The sequence below is a fragment of the Acinetobacter sp. AOR41_HL genome (assembly GCF_027854645.1).
GTDB classification, from domain to species: Bacteria; Pseudomonadota; Gammaproteobacteria; order Pseudomonadales; family Moraxellaceae; genus Acinetobacter; species Acinetobacter nosocomialis.
In genome coordinates this window covers 1-26,687 of sequence record NZ_JAKTHZ010000045.1, presented here as the reverse complement: position 1 = coordinate 26,687, position 26,687 = coordinate 1, and the positions used below count along the sequence as shown (strand labels likewise).

Sequence of the window (26,687 nt, the reverse complement as noted above, 5' to 3'; positions counted from 1 at the left end):
AATCAGGCCTGTGAAGCAGCCAGTCAAGCGTTTAGGACTTACCGTCATACGTCTCCTGAACAGCGTGCTGTTTTTCTAGAAAATATTGCCGATGAACTTGATGCATTGGGTACAGATTTTCTTGAAATCGTGTCACAGGAAACCGCTTTGCCACTTGCACGCTTACAAGGTGAACGTGCCCGTACCAGTGGACAAATGCGTTTATTTGCCAAAGTGTTGCGCCGTGGTGATTTTTTAGGTGCCCGTATTGATACTGCTTTACCTGAGCGTCAGCCTTTACCACGCCCAGACCTACGCCAGATTAAAATCGGTGTTGGCCCTGTTGCAGTCTTTGGAGCAAGTAACTTTCCTTTAGCATTCTCAACTGCGGGCGGTGACACTGCTTCGGCACTGGCAGCAGGTTGCTCTGTAGTGGTAAAAGCCCATAGTGGACATATGGCCACAGCAGATTTCGTAGCGCAGGCTATTGAACATGCTGTAGAAAAATCAAATATGCCTAAAGGTGTGTTTAACATGATCTATGGTAATGGCGTAGGTGAACCACTGGTTAAGCATCCTTTAATTCAGGGTGTAGGTTTTACGGGTTCATTGCGAGGTGGTCGTGCTTTATGTGACATGGCCGCAGCCCGTCCACAACCGATTCCTGTATTTGCTGAAATGAGCAGCATTAACCCGATGTTGATGTTGCCAGAAGCCTTAAAAAAACGTGGTGAAAAAATTGCACAGGACTTGGCAGATTCAGTGGTTTTAGGCTGTGGCCAGTTCTGTACCAATCCGGGCTTAATCTTGGGTATTAAATCAGCTGAATTTAGCCAGCTCATTAGCAACCTGACTGAAATTATGGGGGCTAAGCCTGCGCAAACTATGCTCAATGCCGGAACCTTAAAAAGTTATACCGCTGGTCTTGAGCACTTAACCCAGCATCAAGGCATTAAGCATTTGGCAGGTCAAAATCAACAAGGTAATCAGGCGCAGCCGCAACTGTTTAAAGCGGATGTTGAGCTTTTACTGGCGGGTGACCAGCTTCTGCAAGAAGAAATCTTTGGGCCAACCACAGTCATTATTGAAGTTGAAGATAAAGCCCAACTTATTCAGGCGCTACAAAGCATGAATGGTCAGCTGACTGCGACTTTAATTGCCGATGAAACTGACTTAATCGAGTTTGCTGATGTAGTGCCAGTTTTAGAGGAAAAAGCAGGTCGATTACTTATAAATGGCTACCCAACGGGTGTTGAGGTCTGTGATGCGATGGTGCATGGCGGGCCATACCCAGCCACTTCAGATGCAAGAGGCACTTCAGTTGGAACATTGGCCATTGACCGTTACTTACGTCCTGTGTGTTATCAGAACTATCCGCAAAGTTTATTGCCGGAAGCTTTAAAAGATGGCAACCCATTGCAGATTTTAAGACTGGTGAATGGTGAGATGACTAGAGAAGCGATCTAAAAAATAAAAAGAGGCCACAAGTTGGTCTCTTTTTTATCGATATTCAAGTCTTACGTATAGGATATAAATTGCCAAATTAACTTGTTTTGTAATTGATATTTTTTAAAAATAAATCAACCGCGTAATCAACCCAAGCACTAATTTCATCGGTTGATATTAAATAATCAGGATGAGTCAAACATTTTAGATGAGCATCACTTCTTAACAGTGATAAAAATATATTTGCTGCGACTTCCGAAGAAGAAGTTAATTCAATTTCTCCTTGTTTAACCGACTTTTCAAGATAACCCGCAATAATATTTGCCAGACGTTGTGGCCCCACTTCAAAGAACTTTTCAGATAATTCTGGGAATCTTACGGCTTCTGCAATACAGACTCTAAAGAATGCCAAACCCGAATGCGATAAAATAAAACACAAATAAGTTTTCCCAATTTCAGTTAAAGCTGAACGTAAGTTTTTGGCCTTTGTTTCAACCAATATAATTTGCTCTTGCATATTGGCACATTTGCGCTCAATGACGGCAGCAAACATCGCTTCTTTATTTTTAAAACAACCATACATGGTCGCTTTTGAAACTCCTGCTTCTTTTTGAATCATATCTGTGGTTGTGCCACTAAATCCGTGGATCAGAAAAAACTTTGTTGCTGCATCAAGAATTTTTTGATCTTTCTCTTTGGTTTTAGTGCAATCTGACATACGAACCTACAAACATATTTAGCAATTTCATTCTTAGTTTAACTCATCGAAAAGTTCAAAATCGAGAATTGACGTAATTTTAATAAGATAGTAGAGTACCGATCGGTACAGTTGAGCTTAATATTTGCCCTGTTCGGTGCAACAAGCTCATTTTAAAATTTAAGGTAAAAGATGAATATACGACCACTCATCGGTTTGGCAGGTGCAATTTTTGCAGCCATGACTGTCGAATTTAATAACCGAATTAGCAGCATTACCTTGGTCGATATTCGCGGTGCAATGGGCATTAGTGTCGACGCTGGTTATTGGGTCAGTAGTATTTATGCCAGTGCCATGATTATTGGCATGATCCTGTCCACCAGTTGGGCCGTTATTTTTTCCATGCGTCGGGCTCTTCTTTTTGCAATAGGACTTTGCCTCTTCTCTAGCGTTTTAATTCCTTTTAGCCCAAATATCGAAATATTTTATTTATTACGGGGCTTGCAAGGACTCGCTAATGGTTTAACCATTCCTTTACTTATGGCCTGTGCCCTTAGATTCCTAGGACCTGAAATTCGTCTATGGGGTTTGGCCTGCTATGCATTAACAGCAACTTTTTTCCCTAACTTAAGTGCTGCACTTGCTGCCTTTTATTTAGATGTGATTGGTTGGAAGATGATATTTTTCCAAACCATTCCTTTTTGTGCTTTAAGTGCTGCTCTGGTTTACTTCGGTATTCCCCAAGATCCTTTAAATTACTCCAGAATAAAAACTTATGATTGGACTGGTGCGATTCTAGCTATTATTGGCTTGGCAAGCTTAAGTACCATGCTTTTGCATGGCAATCATTTGGACTGGTTTAATTCAAAATTGATTTGTGTTTTGGCTTTAGTGAGTGCCATTACCCTACCTTTATTTTTAATACATGAATGGCGCTATCCAACACCATTAATTAAACCGCAAATGCTCGAAATACGAAATTTTGGCTATGCTGTTATTGCACTGTTTTGCTTTGTGATTATTGGTATGTCAACTAGTACATTACCCCTTAATTACTTAAGCGCTGTGCATGGTTATAAGCCCACTCAAACCATGTGGATTGGCTTACAAATTGCCGCATTACAGTTTATCTATATTCCAATTGTCATTAAGGTTTTAAACCAAGCTTGGGTTGATAGCCGATATGTACATGGGTTTGGTTTACTTTTGGTGATGATTGGCTGCTTAGGTGCAAGTCAACTTGATACCACTTGGAACCAAGACCAATTCTATTTTTGGCATGCAATCTCATGTTTAGGACAAACCTGTGTAGTGCTTTCGCTCCTCATGATGGGGACAAATAGTGTCCACCCAACTATGGCAATCTATGCTTCGCCTATGATTAATACCCCGCGTGCTATTAGCGGCGTACTCGGTGTGTGCCTTTTGGACTGGGTCAATCGAGTACGTGGTGAATACCATTCAACACGACTGATTGAAAATACCGCACAACATGTTTTTCAAAATATTCAAGGCCCTGTTATTAATCCTCTTACCCCGCCTGTGCTAAGTACAGATGGTACCGAACGTGTTTCCGGTGGTTTATCTGCCTTAAATTCTGCGATTCAGGCACAGCAATCAGTGTTAGTCATTAGCGATGAATATCTGATTTTAGCGGGACTTACTGCAATTTTATTTATCGTTATGCTGATTTTGCCAGTTAGAACTTATCCACCACGCATTGCTCTCATTAAGTTAATGAATAGTCATAACTCAGGAAAATCTTTATGAGTACTCTCGAAGCCCAAGATCACTCCATGACCGAGTCACCCAAGTTAACAAAGATGCAATATCTTAAGAAACACTGGGTTATGGTTATTGCATTTATTATCGTTCTAGTTTCCATTTTGTGGATTTTAAAAGTTATATTTTTACCTTCTTCAGTGGTTAAAACTGACGATGCGCGGGTAGATGTCGAGTACTCAACCATTGCTCCTAAAGTGTCAGGCAATATTGAAGAAATTTATATTAAAGATCACCAGACCGTAAAAAAAGGCCAACTTTTGGCACGGATTGATGCACGAGATTATCAGGCGGCTTTAGCTGAAGCAGAATCTAATTATGCTAAAGCACAAGCTGACTTAAATGAAGCAAAGCTGGCAGTAGAAAGACAACCGACTGTTATTCGAGAAACAGAAGCCCAGCTTAGAAAAGTAGAAGCCGGTATTAAACTCACCAAAGATAATACGGCACGTTACGAGCAACTACAGGCGCTTGGTGCTGAGTCTAGATTGATTACGCAACAGTCAAAAACCACATTGACCGAGCAATATGCCGACTTGGATAGCAGTAAAGAAAAAGTCACAGATGCACAGTATCAGCTCAACCAATATAAGATTCAGGTTCAAGCTAAACAAGCGGCTTTGAAACAAGCTCAAGCTGCGCTTGATAAAGCAAAACTGAATCTGAGTTATACAGAAATTCGAGCACCTATTGATGGCATGATTGGGCAAAAGTCTGCAAATGTGGGCAACTTTGTTGGCGCAGGTAATCCACTCATGGTGGTTGTACCTTTAGATCAAGTATATGTAGAAGCCAACTTCCGTGAAATTGAGCTAAAACAAATTAAAATCGGCCAGCCTGTCACTGTTTATGTCGACGCTTACAATGTTGAGTTAAAAGGTGTGGTAGACAGTTTTTCACCATCGACTGGCGCATTTTTCTCGCCAATTTCAGCAACAAATGCGACGGGTAACTTTACTAAAATTGTTCAGCGTCTACCTTTACGCATCAAACTTCTTGAGAACCAGCCGGATATTAAGTTGTTGCGTCCTGGTCTATCTGTTGTAGTTTCTGTGGATACCACTAAATAAACGGAATCAACTGAGCACTTAAAAACTCTAAATGAGCCTCATTGTTAGTCTTACACCTAATGAGGCTTCATCAAATTCAATACTAAATTTGGCCCGTATTTTACCCTTCTATCTTTTTGTCCTTGCTACTTGAATAGATAAAATACAAAGCAATCCCTAAGCAAATCAGTGCTCCTAATCGATACAGCGAAAAAGGAAGCATTTCATTGCCGAACCAGCCAAAGTTATCAATTAAGATACTCATCAAAAGTTGTCCAAAAATCACAGCAACAGTAGCAACCGCAGCTCCGATTCTTTGTACAGCCAGTACCATAATGACAATATAAGGTACGCCACACATAGCACCTAATAACTGCCATTTAGGAACATCTAGTAACGTTAAGGTTTGTTTGGGTTCAAAGTAAAAAATAAGGAGAGCCGTAATTAGAGCACCGACCGAAAAAGTCAGAAAAGCACTACGAAAAACACCAACTTTCGCTCCAAGTTGACCATTAATTGCGGCCTGTACACTCAGCAAAGCACCACCAATGACGGCGAGAATAATCATTAAAATTGTCATGGCTGTCTCCTACGCTTTTGCCACAAGTATAAGTGCCACAACAATAAAGATGAGTGCCACTACCCGTTTACGGTCTACTTTTCGATGTGGAGTTCCCAGTAAACCATAGTGATCGATAATCAGACTTTTAAATACCTGTCCCGCTAAAATGCCTATCATCGTCATGGCAATGCCAATAATTGGAGTGGTAATGGTCAGAATAATGACGTAAGCAGGCCCTAAAACACCACCGAGTAATTGCCAAGATGGAAGTGTAAAAAATGAAGGACTATTACGTGGACTAAAAAACAACATGAGTAAAAAGGTAAGTGCTGCACCCACGCCAAAAATACTAAAGGTGGCCCATAACTCACCCACTTCTTTTCCTAACGGTCCTAAAAGCCCAGCTTCGACCGATAGCCCCATTCCCCCTAAAATGGTTAGGAGTAGTAATAGAATTTGCATCTACATTGCCTCATCTGTATCTAGGCAACGAATACTAAAGTAGCCAATTCATCAGAAAAACAGCATAATTCATGAATCACTTTTGCAGAAATTGCACAAATGGATTTAACAAATTCGATTGATATTCGCACGCTTCGCTTCTTTATTAGTGTTTATAACGCGCAAAACTTCTCAAATGTAGCACGTAAAGAAGATGTATCAGCGTCTATGATTTCACGCACCATTCAACAACTTGAAGATGCATTGGGCCAGCAACTTTTCTACCGAAATACGCGAGCAATCACACCGACCGAATCGGGCAAATTATTTTTTGAGTACGCGAAAAAAATTACCGAACAATTTGATGAAGCTCAAAAGGCTTTACAAGATAAAACCATAGAGCCATCGGGACTCGTCCGCATTAATGCCCCTGTGTTTTTTGGTCAACGGCATATTGCACCGTGGTTGGCGGGTTTATCAGAGCGTTATCCAAGACTTCTAATAGAACTAATTCAAACAGATGAATTTATAGACCCATTACGCGAAAGCACAGATTTAATATTTCGTATTGGAGCACTGACTGATTCATCATTTCATGCACGTATTTTTGGTACACAAAAATATCATTTGGCAGCGTCTCCTCAATATATTGCCAAATACGGTACGCCTGATCATCCGACAGAACTTAATCAGCACAAATGCCTAGTCTATAAAGGTTTTGAAGGTCCTAACCGCTGGTTAGTAAGAAAGCCCAATGAAGAATGGGTACATTATCCAATTACTCCATTGCTGTCTTCAAACAATGCCGAGAGTTTAATGACAGCTGCGCTTCATGGCATGGGGATTGTTTTGTTTCCTGATTGGCTAATTGGCGAAGCTTTAAAAAAAGGTGATTTAATAAAGCTTTTACCTGAATATGAAGTCGCGATTAAATCACACCCCCAGCATATCGCAGCCATTTATCCCAATGTTCGCCATCCGCCCTTAAATATTCGAGTGGTAATAGATTATTTTGCTGAAATCTATGGAGACACACCGTATTGGCAGAATTAAATTTTTCTTTTAATCATCATTTATAAAGACAAAAACCCTGATTCCAGCAATTAAATAAACACTGAAACCAGGTATCACCGTTAGATACTAATTAATTGCTATCTCATAATGAAAATTATCGGCCAAACCATAAGACTCACGGTATTCGACTGCTACGCCTTCAAGATTTTTTGCGATACGGCATACCTTCACTAAAGGGTCTTCAAGGTGATTATTTAAATGGCTATCTTTGATATTTTTCTCAAAAGTTAACCGTTCTGTTGCAGAAGAAATAAATTGACCACAGTGCTGATAATAAAAAGGATAAAGTAAATTCCCAAACTCAGCGATTGGAGTTTCTTCCAGATTTTTAAATAAGCGTTCAGGCAGCCAGATTCTTTCACTTAATACAACGACATCTTCATGCTTACGGACACGCTCGATATAAAGCAACTTTTCGGTGTGCTCAAGCCCTAACTCGGCGTTTACTTCCGGCACTGCGTCACACACTTCTACTTTTTTGATTAGTCCTTGTGGCTGAATGAACTCGCCTTTTTTATTACGTAATCTAAAAAAACGGATGAGTGAATTTTCAAAATTAGGTTGTTTGAGGAAAGTTCCTTTTCCTTGCTGTTTAACCAATAAGCCATCTTCAACCAGTCCTTCAACCGCCTTTCTCACGGTTCCTACCGATACGCTATACATTTGCGCAAGTTCTTGTTCACTTGGAATAGGCACTTCAACTGTCCATTTTGATTGGATCAGTAGTTTTTGAAGTTCCCAACGGACCTTTTCATATCTTGGCAATTTAAAATTTTTAAATGCAGTCTCATCAAGCATTTGCGTTAAACATTATGAAATCGATTTGACAATATTAGCATAGTTCTGTGTAATACAAAAAAGTAAACATATATATGTTTAGATGTTTATATATTTATCAAGGAAGATAATATGACCGCATTGATGCTGATAGCTTTAGCTGTATCTATAGGCTTAGGTTATAAAACAAAAATCAATATCGGATTTTTTACGATAGTATTTGCTTACCTGATTGGTTGCTTTGGCATGGGCCTTAAACCTTCCGAAGTTATTGAATTATGGCCTGTCAAAATTTTCTTTATTATTTTATCTGTCACTCTGTTTTATAACTTTGCTTTGGCAAATGGCGCTTTAGAAAAACTTGCCAGCCATCTCTTATATAAATGCCGTAAGTTTCCTCAGTTTTTACCTTTAGCGATTTTTTTCGCAGCAACCATTATTGCTGGCCTAGGAGCTGGTTTTTATACGGTACTTGCCTTTATGGCACCGATTACACTGCTGCTGTGTAAAAAAACCAATATGAATATGGTTATTGGCGGGATGGCGGCAAATTACGGCGCTCTAGTTGGCGCAAATTTTATGACATCGCAAAGTGGTATTATTTTCCGAAGCTTAATGGAAAATACTGGCATTAGCTCACAAACAGCTTTTTCATATAGCAGTGGAATTTTTGTCTTAACTTTAATTATTCCAATTGCGGTGTTGGGAATTTATACCCTATGGAATAGAAAAAGTAATTCAATTGTGATTGAAGATCAAAAGCCTGAACCATTCGACAAAAAACAGAAACAATCCATCTTCCTTATTGTTTTAATGATGTCGATTGTTTTAATTTTTCCAATCTTGCACCTTGTTTTTCCCGATGTAAAAACGATTAGCTTTTTAAACTCCAAAATTGATATTGCCTTCCTTGCCATTACCTTCTCGCTCATTAGTTTACTTATGAAACTTGCCGATGAGAAAAAGGTCATTGCACTTGTGCCGTGGGGAACACTTATCATGATTTGCGGTGTCGGTATGCTCATCGCATTAGGTGTGAAGCTTGGCATTATTACGACCCTATCTGAATGGTTAGCAAACAATGTTCCTGTGTGGGTTATTCCAGTACTGTTATGTCTGATCAGTGCCATTATGTCTGTATTTTCAAGCACTCTAGGTGTAGTTGCTCCTACCTTATTCCCAATTGTTCCGGCGCTTGCACTTAGCTCTGGCCTAAATCCACTTGTGCTGTTCATTTGTATTGTGGTTGGCGCTCAATCTACAGCGATTTCTCCTTTCTCGTCTGGCGGTAGTCTCATTATGGCTTCAGCACCAGCAGACATCGACAAAACCAAATTCTTTAATCAATTGTTATTTAAAGCAATTCCTGTAGGAGTCATTGCCGCTTTAATCGCTATTTTCGCTTTAAAATTTGTAATGTGAGATGAAAATGAACTGTATAGATACACATGCACATGTTTTTTCGACTCAGGACCACAGTATCGAAACAGCACGATATGCACCTGATTATGATGCAACTGTACAAAGTTTTATCTCTCATCTTGATGAACACAATTTCACGCATGGTGTTTTGGTTCAACCCAGCTTTTTGGGTACTAATAACCAAGCGATGTTAGACGCAATTCAGCAATACCCTGAGCGTTTAAAAGGGATCGCCGTTGTTCAACATACGACGACTTTTGATGAGCTAATGAATCTCAAGGCACAAGGCATCGTTGGTGTTCGCTTAAATCTATTCGGTCTTAACCCTCCTGCGCTAAATACGCCTGACTGGCAAAAATTTTTACGTAATGTGGAAAGCCTCAACTGGCAAGTTGAATTACACGCACCGCCAAAATATCTGGTACAGCTTTTGCCACAATTAGATGAATACAGCTTTGATGTCGTAATTGACCATTTTGGCCGAGTTGACCCTGTTAAAGGGATTGAAGATCCGGATTATCAGAAATTTTTAAGCTTACTTAACGTAAAACAGCACTGGATTAAAGTGTCCGGTTTCTACCGTTTGGGTGCTGCTCCAAACAACATAAATACGGCACGACTGGCCTATAACATTCTTAAAGAAAAAGGCTTTTTACACAAACTCATTTGGGGAAGTGATTGGCCACATACCCAACATGAATCTTTAATTACTTATGAAAATGCATTTAGAGCTTTTAAACAGATTGTGTTTGATAAACACGAGCAATGTTTAATTTTAAATCAGAACCCTACCGAGCTGTTTGGTTTCTCACGTACATAAGGAGTATGTATGAAAAATGATATATCTATATCGGAAGTAGAAAAGTCAACGATCCGTAAACTCTCTTTTCGTATTCTTCCTTTCCTCATTCTTTGTTATTTCATCTCATATATTGACCGAGTAAACATTGGTTTCGCCGCTTTAACCATGAATCAAGAAATTGGTTTAACCGCGACTGCCTTTGGTTTTGGTGCGACATTATTTTTTATTGCATATGTCATATTTGAAATTCCAAGTAATATGGCCATGGAAAAGCTAGGTGCACGTATCTGGATTGCCAGAATCATGATTACTTGGGGCATTGTCGGTTGCTGTACTGCCTTCATTACTGGCCCTATTTCATATGCAATTTCACGGTTTTTACTTGGTGCTGCCGAAGCCGGATTTTTCCCTGGTGTATTACTGTATTTAACACTATGGTTCCCTAAACGATATATGGCACGAATTGTTGCCGTATTTATGGTTGCCATTCCTTTATCTAATTTTATTGGTTCACCATTATCTGCCTTACTGTTGGGCTTGCATGGTTTAGTCGGTTTAAGTGGATGGCAAGTACTTTTAATTTTTGAAGCATTGCCTGCAATTCTTCTTGGCATATTATGTTTAGTTTGGCTTCCAAATAAACCGAATCATGTTAAATGGTTAAGTTCTGAGGAAAGAGAATGGCTATCGAGTACCTTAACTTTTGAAAAAAACCAACAGTTAAATACTGAAAAACAAGACAGTGCCGAACAGAAAAAGAGTAAGTTTAAGCTTCTGATTACCAATAAATATCTATGGTTCTTCGCGATTATTTATGCAGGAAGCTCTGCAACCAGCAATATTTTATCGTTATGGATGCCACAGATTTTAAAGGCCTTTCATCTAACTGCTATGCAGACGGGTCTTTTAAATATGATTCCGTTTGGTTTAGCTGCCGCCTTCATGATTGTTTGGGGCGTACATGCCGATAAAAGTGGTAATAAGAGTCTCAACACAGCTATTCCATTGTTTGTGACGAGTTTTGGTTTGCTCCTTACTATTTTTACTTCATCTTTAACCTTGAGCTTACTTTTATTCTCACTCGTTTTGATGGGTAACTATGCCATTAAAGGTCCTTTCTGGGCGTTGGTTTCTGAGCGCTTACCTCCTACTTTAGTAGCCGTAGGTATTGCAGCGGTAAATACCATTGCGCATGTGGGTACTGGGCTTATGAACTCTATTATGGGCATAGTCAAAGATTATTCGGGTAGTTTCCCTGTGTCACTTTTACCGCTCTGCATTCTGACATTTATTGGCGCCATGATTGCATTGTATTTGGGAAGAAAACCAACTTTACCGAAAGCACAAAAGGTTCAAAAAGTGGTTTAGGTTTTAGAAATAACAGATTTAATAAAAAGAGACCCATTGATGGTCTCTTTTTTATTTATAACAAATATATAGATGCTAAGGATGCTAAGATGAATCAATATTTTCTTATTTTTATATGAAAACTATGAGTTTGTCTGTCTTTACTATAATAAAAAAGCCCATCTTCCGATGAGCTTTTTATTTAACTAAATTTCATAATATGTATTAGACTTTAAATTCTGCTATTACAAAGTTTTTTACTATTTCATCAAAATTTGGTTTCAGAAGAGTTGGCTTGCTATCTTTTATAGTTATATACCAATAACTTGCTGCAACTCCCATGCTAATCAAAGCTAACAATTTCATTGCTCACCTCACTTATTGGGAAGAGTGGATTTCAACTTAACATCCGCGTTTGTAGCGTTCCAACTCGTTTTAACGAGGTTTCTGTATATTTTTTAAGCAATGTGTAATAAAAAAAAAGCCTACATTTTTCTGAGCTTTATTAATAACAATAAAGGTTCTAAAGGTGATTTAGGTTTTGAGGGCTAAAAAAAGAGACCATCGATAGGTCTCTTTTTAAATGAAAATCTATTGATAAAATATCAAATTAATTTACTGGAATCTAATAGCACTTTTTTGCAAATATTTTTCCCAATTACTCATTAAATGGTTAATATTTTCCGTATGAGAGTGTATTGATGGATCATATCCATCCGTAGGGGGTATATATTTGATAAAACTTTCTATTTCAGCAGGATAATCAAAATCTGTATAAATACTTTCTACTTCATCTAAAGTATCTTCAAAACTTTCTCGATTAATCCAAAGCCAGCTAAGAAGTATATAAAGCCATTTTTCCCTAATCATCGAATCTTCCTTAGTCTCTGAACATAATTCATTCAAAAAGGGAACGATATCATCTGATTCACTCGGTATAAGGAATGATAGTTCAAGTTCAGCCTTAGTATAGATCTCCGTTAACACAATATTTTCGGCTTTTTTGATTGGTAGTTCACAAGTAATCAGATTATTTTCATAGCCCCATTTGATATCACACCATGAAAGTGTCACCTTTTCATTAATAAAATCAGCAGGTACTGGATACAAATTCATGTCATTGTGCCTCTGGGATCATAAAAATCATTAATTCTAATATTTCCCGAATACTTATTAATTTGATCTTCAAAAAAATTTTTAAGAAAAAACAATAAAATTTCGATAATTTAAAAAAGCTTACTCTTTCGAGTAAGCTTTATCCTTAGGAGTTTTCTACTGATAAATAATGATCACCATAATTCAAAAAATTACTAGTCTTGATCAAGATTAAATAATCTGAATCTAGTTGATTAAAGTCTGATTAATTAATGATTCAATTTTTTGAGAAGCAACAGAATTATAGTAAGTACATTCATTCTTTGCTTCTTCAATTGCACTTTGGAAAGAAATTACATCCTCATAATTATTAAATGAATCAAGTGATTTTTTATAACCTGCAACAATACTATCAATTGAAGTGTTAGGATTCTTTTGCCAATAACCTGAAGCTAGTTTATTGTCTATATTCATATACACCGAAACTGTATAATACTTTGGATCGTTTGCCTCTGTATTTAAATAAGCCCACTGTACATTACCCCATTTTCCAGTAACAGCATTACTTCCAGCTAAAGAAACATAGTCTGAAAAGTTATTAACGCTAACACCATTAACAGAAGCTAAACTTTCTGTATTAGTAATTACATAGTAAGCGACTGAATAATTTGTTCTTTCAACCTGAAAACACTTAGCTCCTGCAGGAAATGTATTTTTTTTAGTTAAAGCTAAAAAATTTTTAAATTGATCACCAATAGATTCTCGATGAAAAAATACGCTTGTAGGAATTTTCTCTGCAAGCAGATTCCAATATACGGCGGTTCTGTCACTTATTCTGACATTCTTTAAATCAATCCAGCGCCCTTTCTCTTCTACGACAATATTCTTAAGGCCATCTTTGTTATAAGGGGTTTTTCGAAGAGTAGTTCCATCTTGTGAAGTAGATCTTAAAATATATCGTCTATAACCTAATGGATACTTCGTCTCATCTGGTCTGTAAAGACCATCTGTGCTTAACATTAGGCGACCAATATCTGGTTGAGTGCTTTTATCTAATTTAGGATAATCTGCATACCAAATATTTCCGTTTCTTGAGTTTCTAGTAATCTCAACAAATGTATTATCAAACTGAATAGATGCCCATTTGTAAGAAGTAGTATTATCAAACTCGCTACTAAGAATTTCATCTTTTGTTGTTGTAACTGTATCACTACTTCCAGTCCCGCCACCACAGCCGACCATAAGACCTGAAAGTAGAAAAAGGAAAATAGCTTTATTAAGTGTCATAAAATTTACTCTTTTTTATTGAGTGGTATAAAATGCGGTTAAGCATAATAAGTTAAAACTTTATTATAAGAAATAATTAATTTTCAGATTTAACTTCTTAATTATCAGACGTAATAATAAAAGTTTAAGTAAGTTAAAAAGGTAATCAATTATTAAAAATTAAATTTATTACTTCATTTAAATTGAAAAATATTAATTCCTATTTAAAAAACCTCCCCACCACCACATCCCGCTCATCCAAACTATTTGAGCTTAAAATCTGGAACATCAAACCATCAATTAGGTTTAAAACCAAATTGGCATCGGGTTTGAATGCATGAGTTTCTAAACTAAAAATCAGGTCAAAAATCTCATGAAGCAACCATTTTCTATACTCTATTGCCATACGGTAAGCCTGTGGGTAAGCGATTTTAATTTCAAAAAAGGCTTTTAGTAAGAGGTAGTACAGGCTATTAAAGTTGGCATGTAAGACAATTATTTCTTTGAGTTTATCTTTTGAAGTGCGGTAACGGTTTGAGTAAATAATGGAGAGCACTTCTTCTCTGAGCAAGCTTTTTTGAAAGGCAATGCACATTTCAATTAAACCTTCTTTTGAGCCAAAATATTTATAAAAGGTGGATTTGGTGATTTGGGCTTCTTTAGCAATCAGGTCTACGCCTGCTGTATGAAACCCGTAAGTTGTAAATAGGTGTATAGCAGTTTGAATAACATGTAGTTTTTTCGAAGATATTTCTAAATTTGACATAGTTTTGCCGTTATAAATTCTTGTTGTTTCTAAATGAGATTAAAAAGCCTGTACCTTTTCTGGGAGAAAAAAAGGCACAGCAAAGCCTATAAAGACTGTGCTTAGCACATCTCAAGTTTTATTGTTGCTAAGTTTTAGACGTAATGATTTAAAGCCTAAAAAGCCTTACGGTGATCAAGCTGCTTTAAATTAATTTAAGTTGTGTCGAGATAGTTTTTGACAGTGACTGCCAATAATTTATGAATGTGCATAGCCAACTCCTTCTTTTGGGAGTTCTGCCGAAACATTATAAATTATGGTGGCAGAACGGAAGAGGGTTGACAGACTGGGTAAGACTCCAGCACACCATAGGTGTCCCTCTCCCGTCCTACCGCTACGGGAGGGAACGAGAGGTACACATAAAACTATCCCTCAGAAAGGAATAAGTCTGATGCGGTCTTACTACATGGTCTGTCAAAACCAGCTGGCAATGTAGGCCAGCCCGCAAAGGATAGTATCCAAGTCACTTACAGTCAAGCATACAAAATGACATTTGCTTTAAAATAGATCATTAAAAAGTAAGGATAAATAGTTAAAATTTATTGTTAAATTTTTATTTATAAAATGCATAAAACAAAACGATCTACTCCTATCCCGACTTAAGTACTGCCCAAATTATCAATTCTTTTCGCCCTCTTTGAACCTTTTATGCCAACTTAAATGGAAATAAATAAATGACATTGCTAGCCATAGGATAAATCCCTAGGCTTTCGGTTCTTTCCTTTAATTGTTCTATAGAAAGCCCTGAAATCGGCTCACGCCCGCCCCAGACCAACAAGCCTTTTTTAGCGTAGTCTTCGAGTACTTCTATGGTTTTTCCATTTTTAAGCTCAATCACAACATTTTTTTCTTTAATTGGGAGTAATTGCGCATTTTCATCGGTAACGAACATGGTCAGGCTTATAGCTGTCGCTATTTGTTCTTGGTATGGCGCGATAATAATTCCATTACTAGCAACTGGCGTGATGCTCAGTTGTGAAAACTGCAAATCAGTTATAGCATCTTGATTGGGAGCTCGACCACTCCATATAAGAATGCCTTCAGGGAACGCGGCTAAAGGTTCTTGGCTGTCATTGATCTCTAGTATTTTTCCGTCATCAAATTTAATAACCAGACTTTGTCCTGCATAGCGCGTTAAAGCACTATTTTGGTCAACAGTAAAAATTTTCATTTAATTTCATTCCCCAACAGCCAGGCATAAGATCATAACGGTTAGCTATCGTTTTAAGTTGGTATTTTTGTTTAGCTTGCATTTTTTCTATTTTTGTTTATGATTGAGTAATCACTCAATTAATCTGTTTGTATATGGCTCGTCCTCGTAGTGAAGATAAACGTAATGCAATTTTAAGTGCTGCTATCGAAACATTAGCAGAGCTTGGCGAACGTGCGTCTACCTCAAAAATTGCAAAAGTTGCTGGCGTGGCAGAAGGCACTTTATTTACCTATTTTAGTAATAAAGAAGAATTGCTTAATCAGTTATATCTTTCGCTCAAGTCTGAGCTACGTCAGGTCATGATGCTTGGTTACCCTACCAACTCAGACTTACAAACACAAATGTCGCATATCTGGCAAAGCTATTTGGACTGGAGTTTAGAAGCTCCCCTTAAACGTAAAGTAATGGCGCAGCTTTCAACATCGGAACAAATTACTGAGCAAAGTAAACAAATTGGTATGCAAACCTTTTGTGATTTTACTCAAAACATTCAAGAACGTATTAACGATGGCAAATTAAGAGATTATCCACCGTTATTTATTGCTTCAATTTTAGGTGCACTTGCCGAGGTTACACTTAATTTTATTGCCCAAGACCCTTCTCAAACCGAGCTTTATCGCAAATCTGGTTTTGAAGCGTTTTGGCATGCCGTTTCAATATAGATAAAAGAGTAAGGATGCACGGCGTCCTTATTTTTAAACCAATTAATGAGTGAGTAAATACTCATTTAAATGAATTAAAATAAGTACTTAACCCAAGTTCTTATTTGTACATATAGGTTTGTTCCAATAAGGAAAAACAAGATGATGATTTCAAACACAACAAACTTGCCTTCTCCCGTAATGCCATCTCAACAGCACAATGGCAAATTTAGAAATACGCGTCCGAACCAACACAAGCCTTCTTTTGGCAAAACACTTCAACTTATGTGGAAGTTTCTTTTTAACAAACCAAAAGACACTGTACCTAACAAAGAAATTCCTGTTTTAAGCTTAACCAAAGAACAATTATTAAGTGCGCCTGACCGCTCTCTATTTCGTTTGGGCCACTCAACCATTTTGTTAAAACTGCAAAATGAGTTTTGGTTAACCGACCCTGTTTTTTCTGAACGTGCTTCACCTTTTCAATGGATTGGTCCAAAACGTTTTCACCAGCCACCGATTAGCATTGCAGACTTACCACCCATTAAAGGTGTGATTCTGTCGCATAACCACTACGACCACCTCGACTACCATGCGGTTATGCAGCTTAACGATAAAGTTGAACATTTCTTAACGCCGCTTGGTGTGGGCGATACCCTTATTAAATGGGGAATTCCAGCAGAGAAAGTTCAACAACTCGACTGGTGGGACACCACGCATGTAGATGGACTTGAACTGGTCGCTACCCCTGCCCATCATTTTTCAGGCCGTGGTATGGGCGATAGCAATGCAACGCTTTGGGCTTCGTGGGTGATTATTGATAATGACTTACGTGTGTTTTTTAGCGGTGACACGGGATATTTTGACGGGTTTAAAGAAATTGGACATCGTTATGGTCCGTTTGATTTGACCATGTTAGAAACTGGTGCTTATGACCCTGAATGGCCCGATGTTCATATGCAACCAGAGCAAACATTACAAGCGCATATCGATTTAAAGGGCCGTCATTTGTTGCCTGTACATAATGGTACTTTTGACTTGGCGCTTCATGCTTGGGACGATCCGTTTGAACGGATTGTAGGTTTGGCTCATGAAAATAATTTAGCCATTAGCACACCGCAAATGGGACAACTCTTGAACTTAAACGAGCCGAATGTTGAAAATTATTGGTGGCGTTCATAGTTTGATAAAAATAAGCCGAACACTCCATTTGCAGTATTCGGCTTATCTTATTTATAACTTTGAATAATTTTCACAAAGCACTCTTTTCAAGCGTTTCTATAATCGCTAAAGCTGTCTTTTTAGCTGAAAACGGGTTTTGACCAGTAATCAAATTGCCATCTTGAACGACATACGGCGCGAAAGGAATAAAAGCCTTTTCATAACGAGCGCCATATTCTTTCGCTAACTCTTCGGCATTGTACGGCACTTTTTTCGCTACCCCTGCCAGAACCTCTTCACTCCATGCAAAGCCAGTTAACTTCTTACCTTCTATTAGACGTTTGCCATTTGAAAGTCTAACATTGAGCAAACCGCAATAACCGTGGCATACACTCGAAACAATCCCACCTTTTTCATAAATATTTTTGGTGATTTCTTGCAGTTCAGGGTTATCTAAAAAATCCCACATCACACCGTGCCCCCCCGTGTAATAGATCACGTCATAATCTTGCCAATGAATATCGGAAGGCTTAAAAGTATTTGCTAACAAGGTAATAAAAGCTTGGTCTTTTTCTCTGGCTTTAACAGATTTATCTGCAACCAAAGGCGCAAGCGATTTAGGCTCGATCGGGGTTTTTCCGCCATTTGGGCTGACAATATCTTGCACATAACCTTGCTTTTCAAACTCATCATAAGCATGGGTGAGCTCACCTAACCACAGTCCAGTTTGTTGGTCTACATCCTTATAGCGTGAAACATTGGTCACGACATGTAATATGCGTTTAGACATTTTGTCACCTCATTTTTCATATTTATAATTCTATTCTTTCATCTATCAAAGCATAGAAAGCTGTTACTGAAAGTGTGTGCTTGGTAAAGTTATGAACCTTGCTTTTAAGTAACTATAAGTCTAAAGTTAACTTGAATGTCAATAGAGTATGTGGCTATGAATATTAGCGAGTTATCGAAACTAAGTGGTTTAAGTACCCCTACAATTCGTTATTACGAGCAAATCAAACTCTTGCCTAAAGCAAAAAGAAAGTCGAATGGTTATCGTGAATATACAGATAACGATTTAAAGCAACTTTCTTTAATTCAACAGGCCCAGCAAGTTGGTTTTTCTTTAGCAGAAATTAAATCATTTTTACCGTCAAAAGTGACTACTTGGAACCATGACGCACTCATCCAAACACTTGAATCTAAAATTCAGGAAATCGAACTTTTAGAACAAAAGCTTAAAGTCAGTAAGCAAAATTTACTCACCATGATTGAAGCAATTAATAACAAGCCCGATGAAATTACCTGTGAAGAAAATGCCGAACGCCTTATGAACCTCTATTACGATAAATCAAAAACGCCATAAACTTATAGAATTCTATTGACCTTAAAGTACACTTTAAACATACGATGGATCACAGGTGATAAATGAGGAACCTGTGATGTTTAAAGTGTGGAATTTTCAACGTTGGTTAAGCATTATTTTTGCCATTCTTTTATCTACAAATGTGGTTTATGCCGCAGGTTCAGATAAAACTCAAAGCCTTGCAAAAAAAAATGGAAAAATTTTGGTCGTCATGACTAATCACTCGGCTTACCCTTCTCGTTCAGATAAAACAGGACTTTGGCTAACCGAGCTCACCCATTTTTATGATGTTGCATTAGCTGCCAGCTATGAAATGGACTTTGTAAGTCCTTTAGGTGGTGAAGTGCCTCTAGATGAACGTAGCTTAAAGTCTATTTACTTAGACAAATCTGCCCGTCAGCATTTAGCCGACCCAGCATTTATGCAACGGCTAAAAACAACATTAGCTCCGAACGCGATTAATCCTGCCCAGTACAAAGCCATTTACTATACGGGTGGGCACGGTACCATGTGGGATTTCCCAAATAACAAAGCTTTGCAAAACATTAGCGAACAGATCTATCGCCAAGGTGGAGTCGTTTCAGCAGTCTGTCACGGCGTAGGTGGTTTATTACCTTTACAGGATGAAAATGGCAAACCGTTAATTGCGGGTAGAACTGTTACGGGTTTTGCAAATATAGAAGAAACACTTTCAGGTATTAAGTCTCAAGTTCCATTTTCTTTACAAAATGGACTCATTGAACGTGGTGCAAAATATAAAGAAGCATTTATTCCGTTTACCTCATATGTGGTTTCAGACGACAGAATTATTACTGGACAAAACCCTCAGTCGAGTAAAGAAATTGCCGAAGCAGTTGTTAAACGTTTAAGCAGCATGAAATAAATCTAAAAAGACGAATTACAGACTAGCCTTGTAATTCGTCTTTCTCATATAAATATTATAGAAAAAACTAACCCACCTTTTGATAGTGAAGAGCTATCGCACCAGAAGCAAAAGTTTTATTTTCAATAAGTTTAAGATTGGTCTTTTGCTGAATACCTTGGAATAGTGGCAAGCCACTACCAATTAAAACGGGCGAAACCGTAATTTTATATTCATCAATTAAACCAAGTTGCATTAGATAGTGTGCAAACCGTGGACTCCCCAAAATCACCATATCCTTGCCCGGTTGCTGCTTGAGCTTATTAATTTCTTCTTCAACATGATCTTTCACAAGTCTGGAATTATTCCATTCAACTGTATCTAAGGTGGTTGAAAAAACGATTTTTTCTGTCTTTTCAATCCACTCAGCATGATTTCGTTCATGCTCCGAAGCTTCTGGGTTTGAAAGCATAGTTGGCCAATAATTATGCATCATCTGGTAAGTCGCACGTCCCCAAATTACCGTATCAGCAGTACTCAAGATTTTATTTGCATGATTTGCTAAATCGGCATCATAAGCAATCCAACCTATGTCCATTGCCCCATTTGGACCTTCGACAAAACTATCAAGCGATGCATGTAGAAACAGTATGAGTTTTCTCATTATTCTCATTCCTTTGTTATGAAAAAGATTTATCGTTTTTTAGTATATTCAATTTAAATGATTTCTTATGGAGTGTTTTGTTTTCTGATTTTTCTTGTATCTATATAGCTCTATATCCTCCTGAAATATATATAAATTATATAAATGACCCGAACAAGAATGGCTCCTTATTCGGGTTATCTATAAACTTACTGTTTTAATAAAGACTTGGTTAAGTAATGACTAGCGGGCCAGAACCCGGCAGCTCGGTCACTAGCTTATAGCCCATCAGTTTTGCGGGTGTATATGTACCGCCTTTAACGGTATTTTTGAGTAAATAATTCACCACAGCCAGTGAGCCATTTACGGTAAGACTATAGGCGTTTTCCGTTTGAATACGGGCAGTTTTGATTTCCCCACGTGCATTTCGTGCTTCACCCCAAACATAGGTAGGTACTGTCGCGCGAAGCTCCTCATTTGGCCCCACAACCGTTTTTTCAATACGTGACTTAATAAACTTCTGCACAGCATTGATTTTTAATACCGGGCGTACATAGTTCAGCATTTTTGCGCCAAAAATCATTTTAGGAAATGCAGGTACAAATACTTCAATGTTTGGAATGCCGGTTGTATAGAACGCTGTAGATACGTCTCCCCAAGGAACACTCATGGCACTTTTTTTACCGTCACCAAAATCAATAGTCCGGACATAATGTGCTAACGGAACAGTGGTAATTTTTCCGTTTTTACGAATTTTACCACCTTCGGCCATGCCTTCTGTACTTGTTTTGGCTGTACCCGGTGAAAACCCAGTTCTAGAGTCAAAACCAAGTGCTAAATGGGTTGCACCTGGCAGTGCATCTTTCAAGGCAGCAGCAACACAGTCTGTTGGAATGACATCGAAACCGACACCCGGACAAAGCACAATATCGGCTTTTTCGGCTTGGCTGTTAAGTGACTGTGCCAATTCAAATACAGCAATTTCACCAGTAATATCTAAATAGTGAGCACCAGCTTTTATACAAGCTTCCATCATGGGTTTTGATGTTGCTGAAAATGGCCCTGCACAGTGCATAACCAGTTTAAAACCTTGAAGTTGCTCACTTATTGCATTTACGTTATCAAGTCCAAAAGCTTTATAGTCAAGCCCCAACTCTTGAGCAAGTGCTTCAACCTTAGCTTTGTTACGGCCAGCCAAAGTCGGTTTTAGACCTTGGCGTACAGCTTCACGAGCGATTAATTCGCCTGTGTAGCCATTTGCTCCATAAATTAACCAGTTTGAATCGTTAAGATTTGTCATAACACAACTCACTTTTTAAGAAGCAAATGAATAGTCACGCATGCCTTTTTTATACTGGCGAGTACGGCATGACATCGCTGATTGTTGCAAAATTAAAGCCCAAGCTGGTGAAACATTTGGTTTTGTTTTTTTACCAGCACTTAAATTACGTAACTGGAATTTGACCACAGCCATATTGGCAAGTGAAGCCAATGTTTTATTTTCCCATGTAATTGGTTTGAGTTCAGGTGAAATATTTTGGCCTTGTTTCCAAGCATTCGGCAAATTAGGTTCAATGGCTAAAGCTGTGGCAATACCGACCATATCTACACCACTTTCAATTACTTTTTCTGCTACTTGTTTACGGCGTATGCCACCTGTCACCATAACAGGCATTTTGGCAACTTTACGAATTTCTTGTGCAAATTCTAAAAAGTAAGCTTCACGGGCAAGTGTACGACCATCACGTGCTTGGCCTTGCATTGCAGGCGCTTCATAACTACCACCTGAAAGTTCAACCAAATCGACTGCCTGCTCATTTAACATTTTAACCACTTGTTGAGCATCTTCAGCGCTAAAACCGTCACGCTGGAAATCGGCTGAATTTAGTTTCACTGCAACCGTAAACTGTGGCGAAACCACTTTACGAACCGCTTCTACAATCTCAATTAAAATACGAGCGCGGTTTTCTAAAGAACCGCCCCAACGATCTTGGCGTTTATTGCTCAGTGGAGAAAGAAACTGGCTTAATAAATACCCATGTGCTGCATGAATTTCCACACCAGTAAATCCTGCTTTTTCACCTAAACGTGCCGTGTTTGCAAAACGCTGAATCACTTCTGCAATCATGGATTCAGTCATTTCAATTGGTGTGTTAAAGCGATTTGACATTTTGCCAAGATCAAGTGAAATTGCAGAAGGTGCCCAAGTCTGCTGACCTAGGTTAGCTTGCATTTGTCGACCCGGATGGTTAATTTGAAGCCAAACCTGAGCACCTTTGGAACGGCTAATTTGTGCCCATTTTTTGAAAGTATCTAGATGCTTTTCATCTTCAAGCACTACGCCGCCCGGTCCAGTCATCGCTCGGCGGTCTACCATCACATTTCCGGTAATGATTAGACCTACGCCACCATTTGCCCAAGCCTGATATAAACGCATTAATTCTTCTGATGGTGCATGGTTTAAATCAGCCATATTTTCTTCCATTGCCGCTTTAGCAATACGGTTAGGAACATATGAGCCATTTGGGAATACTAATTTTTCGAACACTTTCATTGGAATGACCTCATTCAGTATGGCTTTACTTTAAGATTAAAGCTAACTTTAATGTCAATACCTTTTATTATTTTTCTATTTATTATTTTTAATTTCATGGGGTTATAAATAAAAAAGAGGCACTTAATAGGCCTCTTTTTTTTTAAAGTTTATATTTTTAAATTATTCGCGAATAAATGCCAATAAGTCCGCATTAATTACTTCATGGTTTACGGTTAACATACCGTGAGAAAAACCTGGGTAGATTTTGAGTTGGCTATTTTGAAGTAACTCAGCAGATTTCACACCAGACGTCTTATAAGGCACGATCTGGTCGTCGTCACCATGTAATACCAAAACAGGAATGGTGATTTTCTTTAAATCTTCAGTAAAGTCAGTTTGTGAGAATGCCACAATACCATCGTAATGTGCTTTTGCACTGCCTGTCATACCCTGACGCCACCAGTTAGCAATAATACCTTCAGATGGTTTCGCATCTGGTCGGTTAAAACCATAGAATGGGCCAGATGGGAGGTCTCGGAAAAATTGTGCACGGTTTGTGAGAACCTGATTTTGAAGGTCATCAAAAACTTCTTTTGGTAAACCTTCAGGATTATTTTCAGTTTTAACCATAAGCGGTGGTACTGCACTGACAAGAACAGCTTTCTTGACGTTTTCCTGACCATGGCGAGCAATATAGTGAGCCACTTCACCGCCACCTGTTGAATGGCCAATATGAATTGCATTTTTAATGTTCAGATGTTTAACCACTTCTGCAACATCATCTGCGTAATGGTCCATATCGTGACCATCCCATACCTGACTCGAACGCCCATGTCCACGGCGGTCATGAGCAACTACACGAAAACCTTCTTTAAGGAAAAAAAGCAATTGTGTATCCCAATCATCTGAACTCAAAGGCCAACCATGATGAAAAAATAGAACTTGGGCATCACGTGGTCCCCAATCTTTATAAAAAATCTCTACACCGTCTTTTGTCTTTACGTATCCCATCTTTGTTCTCCTGCTAAACAACTACTTATAGATTGGTTATAAAATTTGAATATTGATACTAAGCTTAAAGTTAACTTTAAGGTCAATTACTTTAATTGTATTTTTAAAATAAAATTTATATGAAAGCACGGCCTTAAACTCTTCTCATCTTTCCCCTTTTTTATTTCATTTAAATGTCAAAGCCTTTAGCCATCAAAATTAAAATCTTGACTTTAAAGTGAACTTTAAACTTATAGTTTCTGTAGTGGTTCTAAATTAACACGTCTTCATATGGACAGCATTAGATACTCGGTCAATTAATGTAAAGGTGAATTTTCATGGATATAAAACAACAATTTACTGAGGTTGAATTTGGACAACAAAAAATCAAAGTACCTAAAGGTGGTTATTATGACCGTTTTAGAATGAATCCCGATTTAGATGAAGTCGCTCAAGACCCTGCTGCTGGCAACATCGACTTTTTCCGTCATATTCCTAAAGAAATTGTGGAGTCCCGTGTAGGTCCTGTTTGGGCACCCAACTTTTATTATCGTAGCGCAAATGTGCAACTGCTGATGCTTGCACCTATTAAACAGATTAAAGCAAAACTTCCTGCTGACTTAACACCATTACAACCATTTCCGGGTTATGGATTGGTCGCCGTTACATTCTTTACCTATTCGGTTTGTGACAATGACCCTTATAACGAAGTGTCGATTGCGATCGTGGTACGCAAGCCTAATGCGCATGGGCCACATATTGCAGAACTAATCAAATCGATGCGCCAACGTCATTTTTATGCACATGTTTTGGCTTTACCTGTCGATACAGAAATTGCCAGAGTACGTGGTGTATATGGTTACCAATTACCGAAATGGCTGACTAAAATTGACGTGAACATTAACTCAAAAAGCGTTCAAGCCAATATTTTTGGTCTTAATGGTAAGTTAGATTTAAGTTTAGAGACTGCTGTCCCCCCTTTAAAACATGTTGACTCTGAAACACATATTAATAAAGCAACCATGCTACATATTGTTGATGGCAAATGGCACCAGACAGAGGTTCAATCAAACATTCTTTCTTTCGCGCAAAAACTTTTTCCAAGAAAAGTAAAATTAGTGAAAAACGAAGGCCCTTTAACAAAGCTATTAAATGAACTAGGTGCTTCAAAAATTTTGCGTTTAGATGTTATAGAAGATGCGCAAGTCGTGCTTAATTTGCCTACTCCGATATAGATTTATTATTCGAAATATAAAAAAGAGACCACCATATGGTCTCTTTTTATTTTTTAGATTGCTTCTCTAGTCATCTCACCATTCACCAGTCTTAAAATCTGCAACGGGTTGCTGTCTTTTAAAGCTTCCGGCAATAGACTCTGCGGATAGTTTTGGTAACACACAGGTCTTAAGTAACGGTCAATGGCCAAGGTCCCAACGGAAGTACCTCTTGCATCCGAAGTGGCTGGATATGGCCCGCCGTGTACCATCGCATCACAGACCTCAACACCCGTTGGGTAGCCATTAATGAGTAATCGACCGGCTTTTTCTTCTAGTACAGGAACTACATCTGCAAACTTGGTTAAGTCAGCTTCATCGGCAATTAAAGTCGCTGTCAGCTGACCATTCATGCTTTGTAGCGCCTGAATGAGTTGGGCTTTATCTTCAACTTCAATGATGACTGTGGTTGGCCCAAAGATTTCTTCCTGTAAAAGCTGGTCACCCGCCAGTAAAAGCTCAACATCCGCTTTAAACAGTTGCGGCTGCGCCTGATTGCCTTGTTGAGTTTGACCTGCCAAATGCTTAATACCTTGATGCTCAGTTAAGTGCTCAAGACCAGCGGTATAACTTTTTAAGGTTCCGGCATTGAGCATAGTTTGCGCAGGCTTAGCACCCATAATGTCGGTTAGGTTGCTAATGAGCCGGCTAAATTCAGCTGATTTAATACCCAAGATTAAACCCGGATTGGTACAGAACTGACCACAGCCTAAAACCACTGAATCTGCCAAGTCCTGTGCAATTTTTTCACCACGTTTTTTTAAGGCTTCTGGCAACATCAACATCGGGTTAATGCTGCTCATTTCAGCAAATACAGGAATCGGTTGTGGACGGGCTGCGGCCATGTCACATAAAGCACGACCACCTCGCAATGAACCCGTAAAACCTACACCCTGAATTAAAGGATGCTTAACCAGTGGTTCACCTACGCCATTACCATAGATCATGTTAAACACACCTTTAGGCATATTTGATTTTTCTACAGCATGTTCAATAGCCTGCGCTACGAAATCTGCTGTGGCCATATGTCCACTATGGGCTTTTACCACTACAGAGCAACCTGCTGCCAGTGCCGAAGCAGTGTCACCGCCCGCAGTTGAGAATGCTAAAGGAAAGTTACTTGCTCCAAAGACTGCAACAGGGCCAACACCGATTTTAATCTGGCGTAGGTCTGGGCGTGGTAAAGGCTGACGCTCAGGTAAAGCAGTATCAATACGGGCACCTAAAAAATCACCACGGCGCAACACTTTGGCAAATAAACGCATTTGTCCACTGGTACGGGCACGTTCACCTTGTAAGCGTGCAAGTGGCAAAGCGGTTTCCTGTGACACGATTTCAAGAAAATCTGTACCCAATGCATCAAGTTCATCGGCAATATTTTCTAGAAAAACAGCACGCTGTTCAGGAGACGTATGACGGTAAGTCCTAAACGCTTGACTGGCTGCTTCACAGGCCTGATT

27 protein-coding genes are annotated in these 26,687 nt (G+C 38.6%); 12 read left to right on the top strand and 15 right to left on the bottom strand.

The window, feature by feature from the left end; genetic code table 11:
- A partial coding sequence (locus MKL35_RS17115; protein ID WP_270914263.1) for an aldehyde dehydrogenase (NADP(+)) occupies nucleotides 1-1,446 on the top strand: 1,446 nt, incomplete at its 5' end.
- Between the two features lie 76 nt (nucleotides 1,447-1,522).
- Here MKL35_RS17115 and MKL35_RS17110 read toward each other — a convergent pair.
- A complete protein-coding gene (locus tag MKL35_RS17110) occupies nucleotides 1,523-2,143 on the bottom strand; it encodes a TetR/AcrR family transcriptional regulator (protein WP_004708655.1) in 621 nt (206 codons plus the stop codon).
- Nucleotides 2,144-2,314: 171 nt separating this feature from the next.
- Between MKL35_RS17110 and MKL35_RS17105 the strand changes: the two genes are divergently transcribed.
- Nucleotides 2,315-3,892, top strand: a complete 1,578-nt coding sequence (locus tag MKL35_RS17105; protein WP_106479810.1) for an MFS transporter — start codon at nucleotides 2,315-2,317, stop codon at nucleotides 3,890-3,892.
- The gene (locus tag MKL35_RS17100) at nucleotides 3,889-4,974 is read left to right on the top strand and encodes an HlyD family secretion protein (protein ID WP_017392701.1); all 1,086 of its coding nucleotides are present in this window, start codon (nucleotides 3,889-3,891) and stop codon (nucleotides 4,972-4,974) included. Before MKL35_RS17105 ends, MKL35_RS17100 begins: the two co-directional genes overlap by 4 nt.
- A 100-nt stretch (nucleotides 4,975-5,074) precedes the next feature.
- Here MKL35_RS17100 and MKL35_RS17095 read toward each other — a convergent pair whose 3' ends face one another.
- On the bottom strand, nucleotides 5,075-5,533 hold the full coding sequence (locus MKL35_RS17095) for a DMT family transporter (protein ID WP_032010511.1): 459 nt from the start codon (nucleotides 5,531-5,533) through the stop codon (nucleotides 5,075-5,077).
- Nucleotides 5,534-5,542: 9 nt separating this feature from the next.
- Entirely contained in the window at nucleotides 5,543-5,977 is a 435-nt protein-coding gene (locus tag MKL35_RS17090; RefSeq protein WP_004887118.1) for a DMT family transporter, read from the bottom strand.
- Nucleotides 5,978-6,076: 99 nt separating this feature from the next.
- On the opposite strand from MKL35_RS17090, the gene MKL35_RS17085 reads away from it, so the two are divergent.
- Nucleotides 6,077-7,009, top strand: coding sequence for a LysR family transcriptional regulator (locus MKL35_RS17085; RefSeq protein WP_032010515.1), 933 nt, complete (start codon nucleotides 6,077-6,079; stop codon nucleotides 7,007-7,009).
- An 87-nt stretch (nucleotides 7,010-7,096) separates the two neighbouring features.
- Here the strand turns inward: MKL35_RS17085 and MKL35_RS17080 are convergent, their stop codons facing one another.
- Entirely contained in the window at nucleotides 7,097-7,828 is a 732-nt protein-coding gene (locus MKL35_RS17080; RefSeq protein WP_209796574.1) for a GntR family transcriptional regulator, read from the bottom strand.
- Between the two features lie 111 nt (nucleotides 7,829-7,939).
- Here MKL35_RS17080 and MKL35_RS17075 point away from each other — a divergent pair, with 111 nt between their 5' ends.
- Genes MKL35_RS17075 through MKL35_RS17065 form a run of 3 tightly spaced genes read left to right on the top strand, consistent with a single transcriptional unit; the run spans nucleotide 7,940 to nucleotide 11,399 of the window.
- A complete protein-coding gene (locus MKL35_RS17075; RefSeq protein WP_032010518.1) occupies nucleotides 7,940-9,229 on the top strand; it encodes an SLC13 family permease in 1,290 nt (429 codons plus the stop codon).
- Between the two features lie 7 nt (nucleotides 9,230-9,236).
- On the top strand, nucleotides 9,237-10,049 hold the full coding sequence (locus MKL35_RS17070; RefSeq protein WP_032010520.1) for an amidohydrolase family protein: 813 nt from the start codon (nucleotides 9,237-9,239) through the stop codon (nucleotides 10,047-10,049).
- A 9-nt stretch (nucleotides 10,050-10,058) separates the two neighbouring features.
- On the top strand, nucleotides 10,059-11,399 hold the full coding sequence (locus tag MKL35_RS17065; RefSeq protein WP_032010521.1) for an MFS transporter: 1,341 nt from the start codon (nucleotides 10,059-10,061) through the stop codon (nucleotides 11,397-11,399).
- 204 nt (nucleotides 11,400-11,603) lie between these two features.
- On the opposite strand, the gene MKL35_RS17060 is transcribed toward MKL35_RS17065, so the two are convergent.
- The 5 genes from MKL35_RS17060 to MKL35_RS17040 form a co-directional block, all read right to left on the bottom strand.
- Nucleotides 11,604-11,744 carry a hypothetical protein gene (locus MKL35_RS17060; RefSeq protein ID WP_004887108.1) on the bottom strand — a complete coding sequence of 47 codons (141 nt, stop codon included), beginning with the start codon at nucleotides 11,742-11,744 and terminating at the stop codon, nucleotides 11,604-11,606.
- A gap of 249 nt (nucleotides 11,745-11,993) precedes the next feature.
- On the bottom strand, nucleotides 11,994-12,494 hold the full coding sequence (locus MKL35_RS17055) for a DUF2247 family protein (RefSeq protein ID WP_032010523.1): 501 nt from the start codon (nucleotides 12,492-12,494) through the stop codon (nucleotides 11,994-11,996).
- Between the two features lie 225 nt (nucleotides 12,495-12,719).
- Entirely contained in the window at nucleotides 12,720-13,760 is a 1,041-nt protein-coding gene (locus MKL35_RS17050) for a hypothetical protein (RefSeq protein ID WP_270914255.1), read from the bottom strand.
- A 199-nt stretch (nucleotides 13,761-13,959) separates the two neighbouring features.
- Nucleotides 13,960-14,505 (bottom strand): TetR/AcrR family transcriptional regulator, encoded by a 546-nt coding sequence (locus MKL35_RS17045; RefSeq protein ID WP_032010526.1) that lies wholly within the window; start codon nucleotides 14,503-14,505, stop codon nucleotides 13,960-13,962.
- Nucleotides 14,506-15,190: 685 nt separating this feature from the next.
- Complete coding sequence (locus MKL35_RS17040; RefSeq protein ID WP_081404405.1) at nucleotides 15,191-15,715, bottom strand: hypothetical protein; 525 nt, start codon at nucleotides 15,713-15,715, stop codon at nucleotides 15,191-15,193.
- 134 nt (nucleotides 15,716-15,849) lie between these two features.
- On the opposite strand from MKL35_RS17040, the gene MKL35_RS17035 reads away from it, so the two are divergent.
- Together MKL35_RS17035 and MKL35_RS17030 are read left to right on the top strand one after the other, a co-directional pair.
- Nucleotides 15,850-16,419 carry a TetR/AcrR family transcriptional regulator gene (locus MKL35_RS17035; RefSeq protein ID WP_032010530.1) on the top strand — a complete coding sequence of 190 codons (570 nt, stop codon included), beginning with the start codon at nucleotides 15,850-15,852 and terminating at the stop codon, nucleotides 16,417-16,419.
- 141 nt (nucleotides 16,420-16,560) lie between these two features.
- Nucleotides 16,561-17,580: an MBL fold metallo-hydrolase gene (locus MKL35_RS17030; RefSeq protein WP_032010532.1), complete on the top strand. Its 1,020-nt coding sequence runs from the start codon at nucleotides 16,561-16,563 to the stop codon at nucleotides 17,578-17,580.
- Between the two features lie 70 nt (nucleotides 17,581-17,650).
- Here the strand turns inward: MKL35_RS17030 and MKL35_RS17025 are convergent, their stop codons facing one another.
- Nucleotides 17,651-18,349: a type 1 glutamine amidotransferase domain-containing protein gene (locus MKL35_RS17025; RefSeq protein ID WP_022574429.1), complete on the bottom strand. Its 699-nt coding sequence runs from the start codon at nucleotides 18,347-18,349 to the stop codon at nucleotides 17,651-17,653.
- 156 nt (nucleotides 18,350-18,505) lie between these two features.
- Between MKL35_RS17025 and MKL35_RS17020 the strand changes: the two genes are divergently transcribed.
- A complete protein-coding gene (locus MKL35_RS17020; protein ID WP_002050803.1) occupies nucleotides 18,506-18,922 on the top strand; it encodes a MerR family transcriptional regulator in 417 nt (138 codons plus the stop codon).
- A 76-nt stretch (nucleotides 18,923-18,998) separates the two neighbouring features.
- The gene (locus MKL35_RS17015) at nucleotides 18,999-19,805 is read left to right on the top strand and encodes a type 1 glutamine amidotransferase domain-containing protein (protein WP_032010535.1); all 807 of its coding nucleotides are present in this window, start codon (nucleotides 18,999-19,001) and stop codon (nucleotides 19,803-19,805) included.
- A gap of 67 nt (nucleotides 19,806-19,872) precedes the next feature.
- On the opposite strand, the gene MKL35_RS17010 is transcribed toward MKL35_RS17015, so the two are convergent.
- From MKL35_RS17010 to MKL35_RS16995, 4 genes are all read right to left on the bottom strand, one after another.
- Nucleotides 19,873-20,448 (bottom strand): dihydrofolate reductase family protein, encoded by a 576-nt coding sequence (locus MKL35_RS17010; protein ID WP_005123966.1) that lies wholly within the window; start codon nucleotides 20,446-20,448, stop codon nucleotides 19,873-19,875.
- A gap of 211 nt (nucleotides 20,449-20,659) precedes the next feature.
- Nucleotides 20,660-21,727 carry a saccharopine dehydrogenase family protein gene (locus tag MKL35_RS17005; protein WP_032010537.1) on the bottom strand — a complete coding sequence of 356 codons (1,068 nt, stop codon included), beginning with the start codon at nucleotides 21,725-21,727 and terminating at the stop codon, nucleotides 20,660-20,662.
- Between the two features lie 15 nt (nucleotides 21,728-21,742).
- A complete protein-coding gene (locus tag MKL35_RS17000; RefSeq protein WP_032010539.1) occupies nucleotides 21,743-22,981 on the bottom strand; it encodes an NADH:flavin oxidoreductase/NADH oxidase family protein in 1,239 nt (412 codons plus the stop codon).
- A gap of 162 nt (nucleotides 22,982-23,143) precedes the next feature.
- The gene (locus MKL35_RS16995) at nucleotides 23,144-23,974 is read right to left on the bottom strand and encodes an alpha/beta fold hydrolase (protein WP_209796572.1); all 831 of its coding nucleotides are present in this window, start codon (nucleotides 23,972-23,974) and stop codon (nucleotides 23,144-23,146) included.
- A 317-nt stretch (nucleotides 23,975-24,291) separates the two neighbouring features.
- Between MKL35_RS16995 and MKL35_RS16990 the strand changes: the two genes are divergently transcribed.
- Nucleotides 24,292-25,188, top strand: a complete 897-nt coding sequence (locus MKL35_RS16990; RefSeq protein WP_032010541.1) for a hypothetical protein — start codon at nucleotides 24,292-24,294, stop codon at nucleotides 25,186-25,188.
- Between the two features lie 53 nt (nucleotides 25,189-25,241).
- Here the strand turns inward: MKL35_RS16990 and MKL35_RS16985 are convergent.
- A partial coding sequence (locus MKL35_RS16985) for an aldehyde dehydrogenase (NADP(+)) (RefSeq protein ID WP_270914247.1) occupies nucleotides 25,242-26,687 on the bottom strand: 1,446 nt, incomplete at its 5' end.

Coding starts and splice junctions, on each gene's coding strand:
- MKL35_RS17110 (WP_004708655.1), bottom strand. CDS start 2,143: ATGTCAGATTGCACTAAAACCAAAGAGAAAGATCAAAAAATTCTTGAT.
- MKL35_RS17105 (WP_106479810.1), top strand. CDS start 2,315: ATGAATATACGACCACTCATCGGTTTGGCAGGTGCAATTTTTGCAGCC.
- MKL35_RS17100 (WP_017392701.1), top strand. CDS start 3,889: ATGAGTACTCTCGAAGCCCAAGATCACTCCATGACCGAGTCACCCAAG.
- MKL35_RS17095 (WP_032010511.1), bottom strand. CDS start 5,533: ATGACAATTTTAATGATTATTCTCGCCGTCATTGGTGGTGCTTTGCTG.
- MKL35_RS17090 (WP_004887118.1), bottom strand. CDS start 5,977: ATGCAAATTCTATTACTACTCCTAACCATTTTAGGGGGAATGGGGCTA.
- MKL35_RS17085 (WP_032010515.1), top strand. CDS start 6,077: ATGGATTTAACAAATTCGATTGATATTCGCACGCTTCGCTTCTTTATT.
- MKL35_RS17080 (WP_209796574.1), bottom strand. CDS start 7,828: ATGCTTGATGAGACTGCATTTAAAAATTTTAAATTGCCAAGATATGAA.
- MKL35_RS17075 (WP_032010518.1), top strand. CDS start 7,940: ATGACCGCATTGATGCTGATAGCTTTAGCTGTATCTATAGGCTTAGGT.
- MKL35_RS17070 (WP_032010520.1), top strand. CDS start 9,237: ATGAACTGTATAGATACACATGCACATGTTTTTTCGACTCAGGACCAC.
- MKL35_RS17065 (WP_032010521.1), top strand. CDS start 10,059: ATGAAAAATGATATATCTATATCGGAAGTAGAAAAGTCAACGATCCGT.
- MKL35_RS17060 (WP_004887108.1), bottom strand. CDS start 11,744: ATGAAATTGTTAGCTTTGATTAGCATGGGAGTTGCAGCAAGTTATTGG.
- MKL35_RS17055 (WP_032010523.1), bottom strand. CDS start 12,494: ATGAATTTGTATCCAGTACCTGCTGATTTTATTAATGAAAAGGTGACA.
- MKL35_RS17050 (WP_270914255.1), bottom strand. CDS start 13,760: ATGACACTTAATAAAGCTATTTTCCTTTTTCTACTTTCAGGTCTTATG.
- MKL35_RS17045 (WP_032010526.1), bottom strand. CDS start 14,505: ATGTCAAATTTAGAAATATCTTCGAAAAAACTACATGTTATTCAAACT.
- MKL35_RS17040 (WP_081404405.1), bottom strand. CDS start 15,715: ATGAAAATTTTTACTGTTGACCAAAATAGTGCTTTAACGCGCTATGCA.
- MKL35_RS17035 (WP_032010530.1), top strand. CDS start 15,850: ATGGCTCGTCCTCGTAGTGAAGATAAACGTAATGCAATTTTAAGTGCT.
- MKL35_RS17030 (WP_032010532.1), top strand. CDS start 16,561: ATGATGATTTCAAACACAACAAACTTGCCTTCTCCCGTAATGCCATCT.
- MKL35_RS17025 (WP_022574429.1), bottom strand. CDS start 18,349: ATGTCTAAACGCATATTACATGTCGTGACCAATGTTTCACGCTATAAG.
- MKL35_RS17020 (WP_002050803.1), top strand. CDS start 18,506: ATGAATATTAGCGAGTTATCGAAACTAAGTGGTTTAAGTACCCCTACA.
- MKL35_RS17015 (WP_032010535.1), top strand. CDS start 18,999: ATGTTTAAAGTGTGGAATTTTCAACGTTGGTTAAGCATTATTTTTGCC.
- MKL35_RS17010 (WP_005123966.1), bottom strand. CDS start 20,448: ATGAGAAAACTCATACTGTTTCTACATGCATCGCTTGATAGTTTTGTC.
- MKL35_RS17005 (WP_032010537.1), bottom strand. CDS start 21,727: ATGACAAATCTTAACGATTCAAACTGGTTAATTTATGGAGCAAATGGC.
- MKL35_RS17000 (WP_032010539.1), bottom strand. CDS start 22,981: ATGAAAGTGTTCGAAAAATTAGTATTCCCAAATGGCTCATATGTTCCT.
- MKL35_RS16995 (WP_209796572.1), bottom strand. CDS start 23,974: ATGGGATACGTAAAGACAAAAGACGGTGTAGAGATTTTTTATAAAGAT.
- MKL35_RS16990 (WP_032010541.1), top strand. CDS start 24,292: ATGGATATAAAACAACAATTTACTGAGGTTGAATTTGGACAACAAAAA.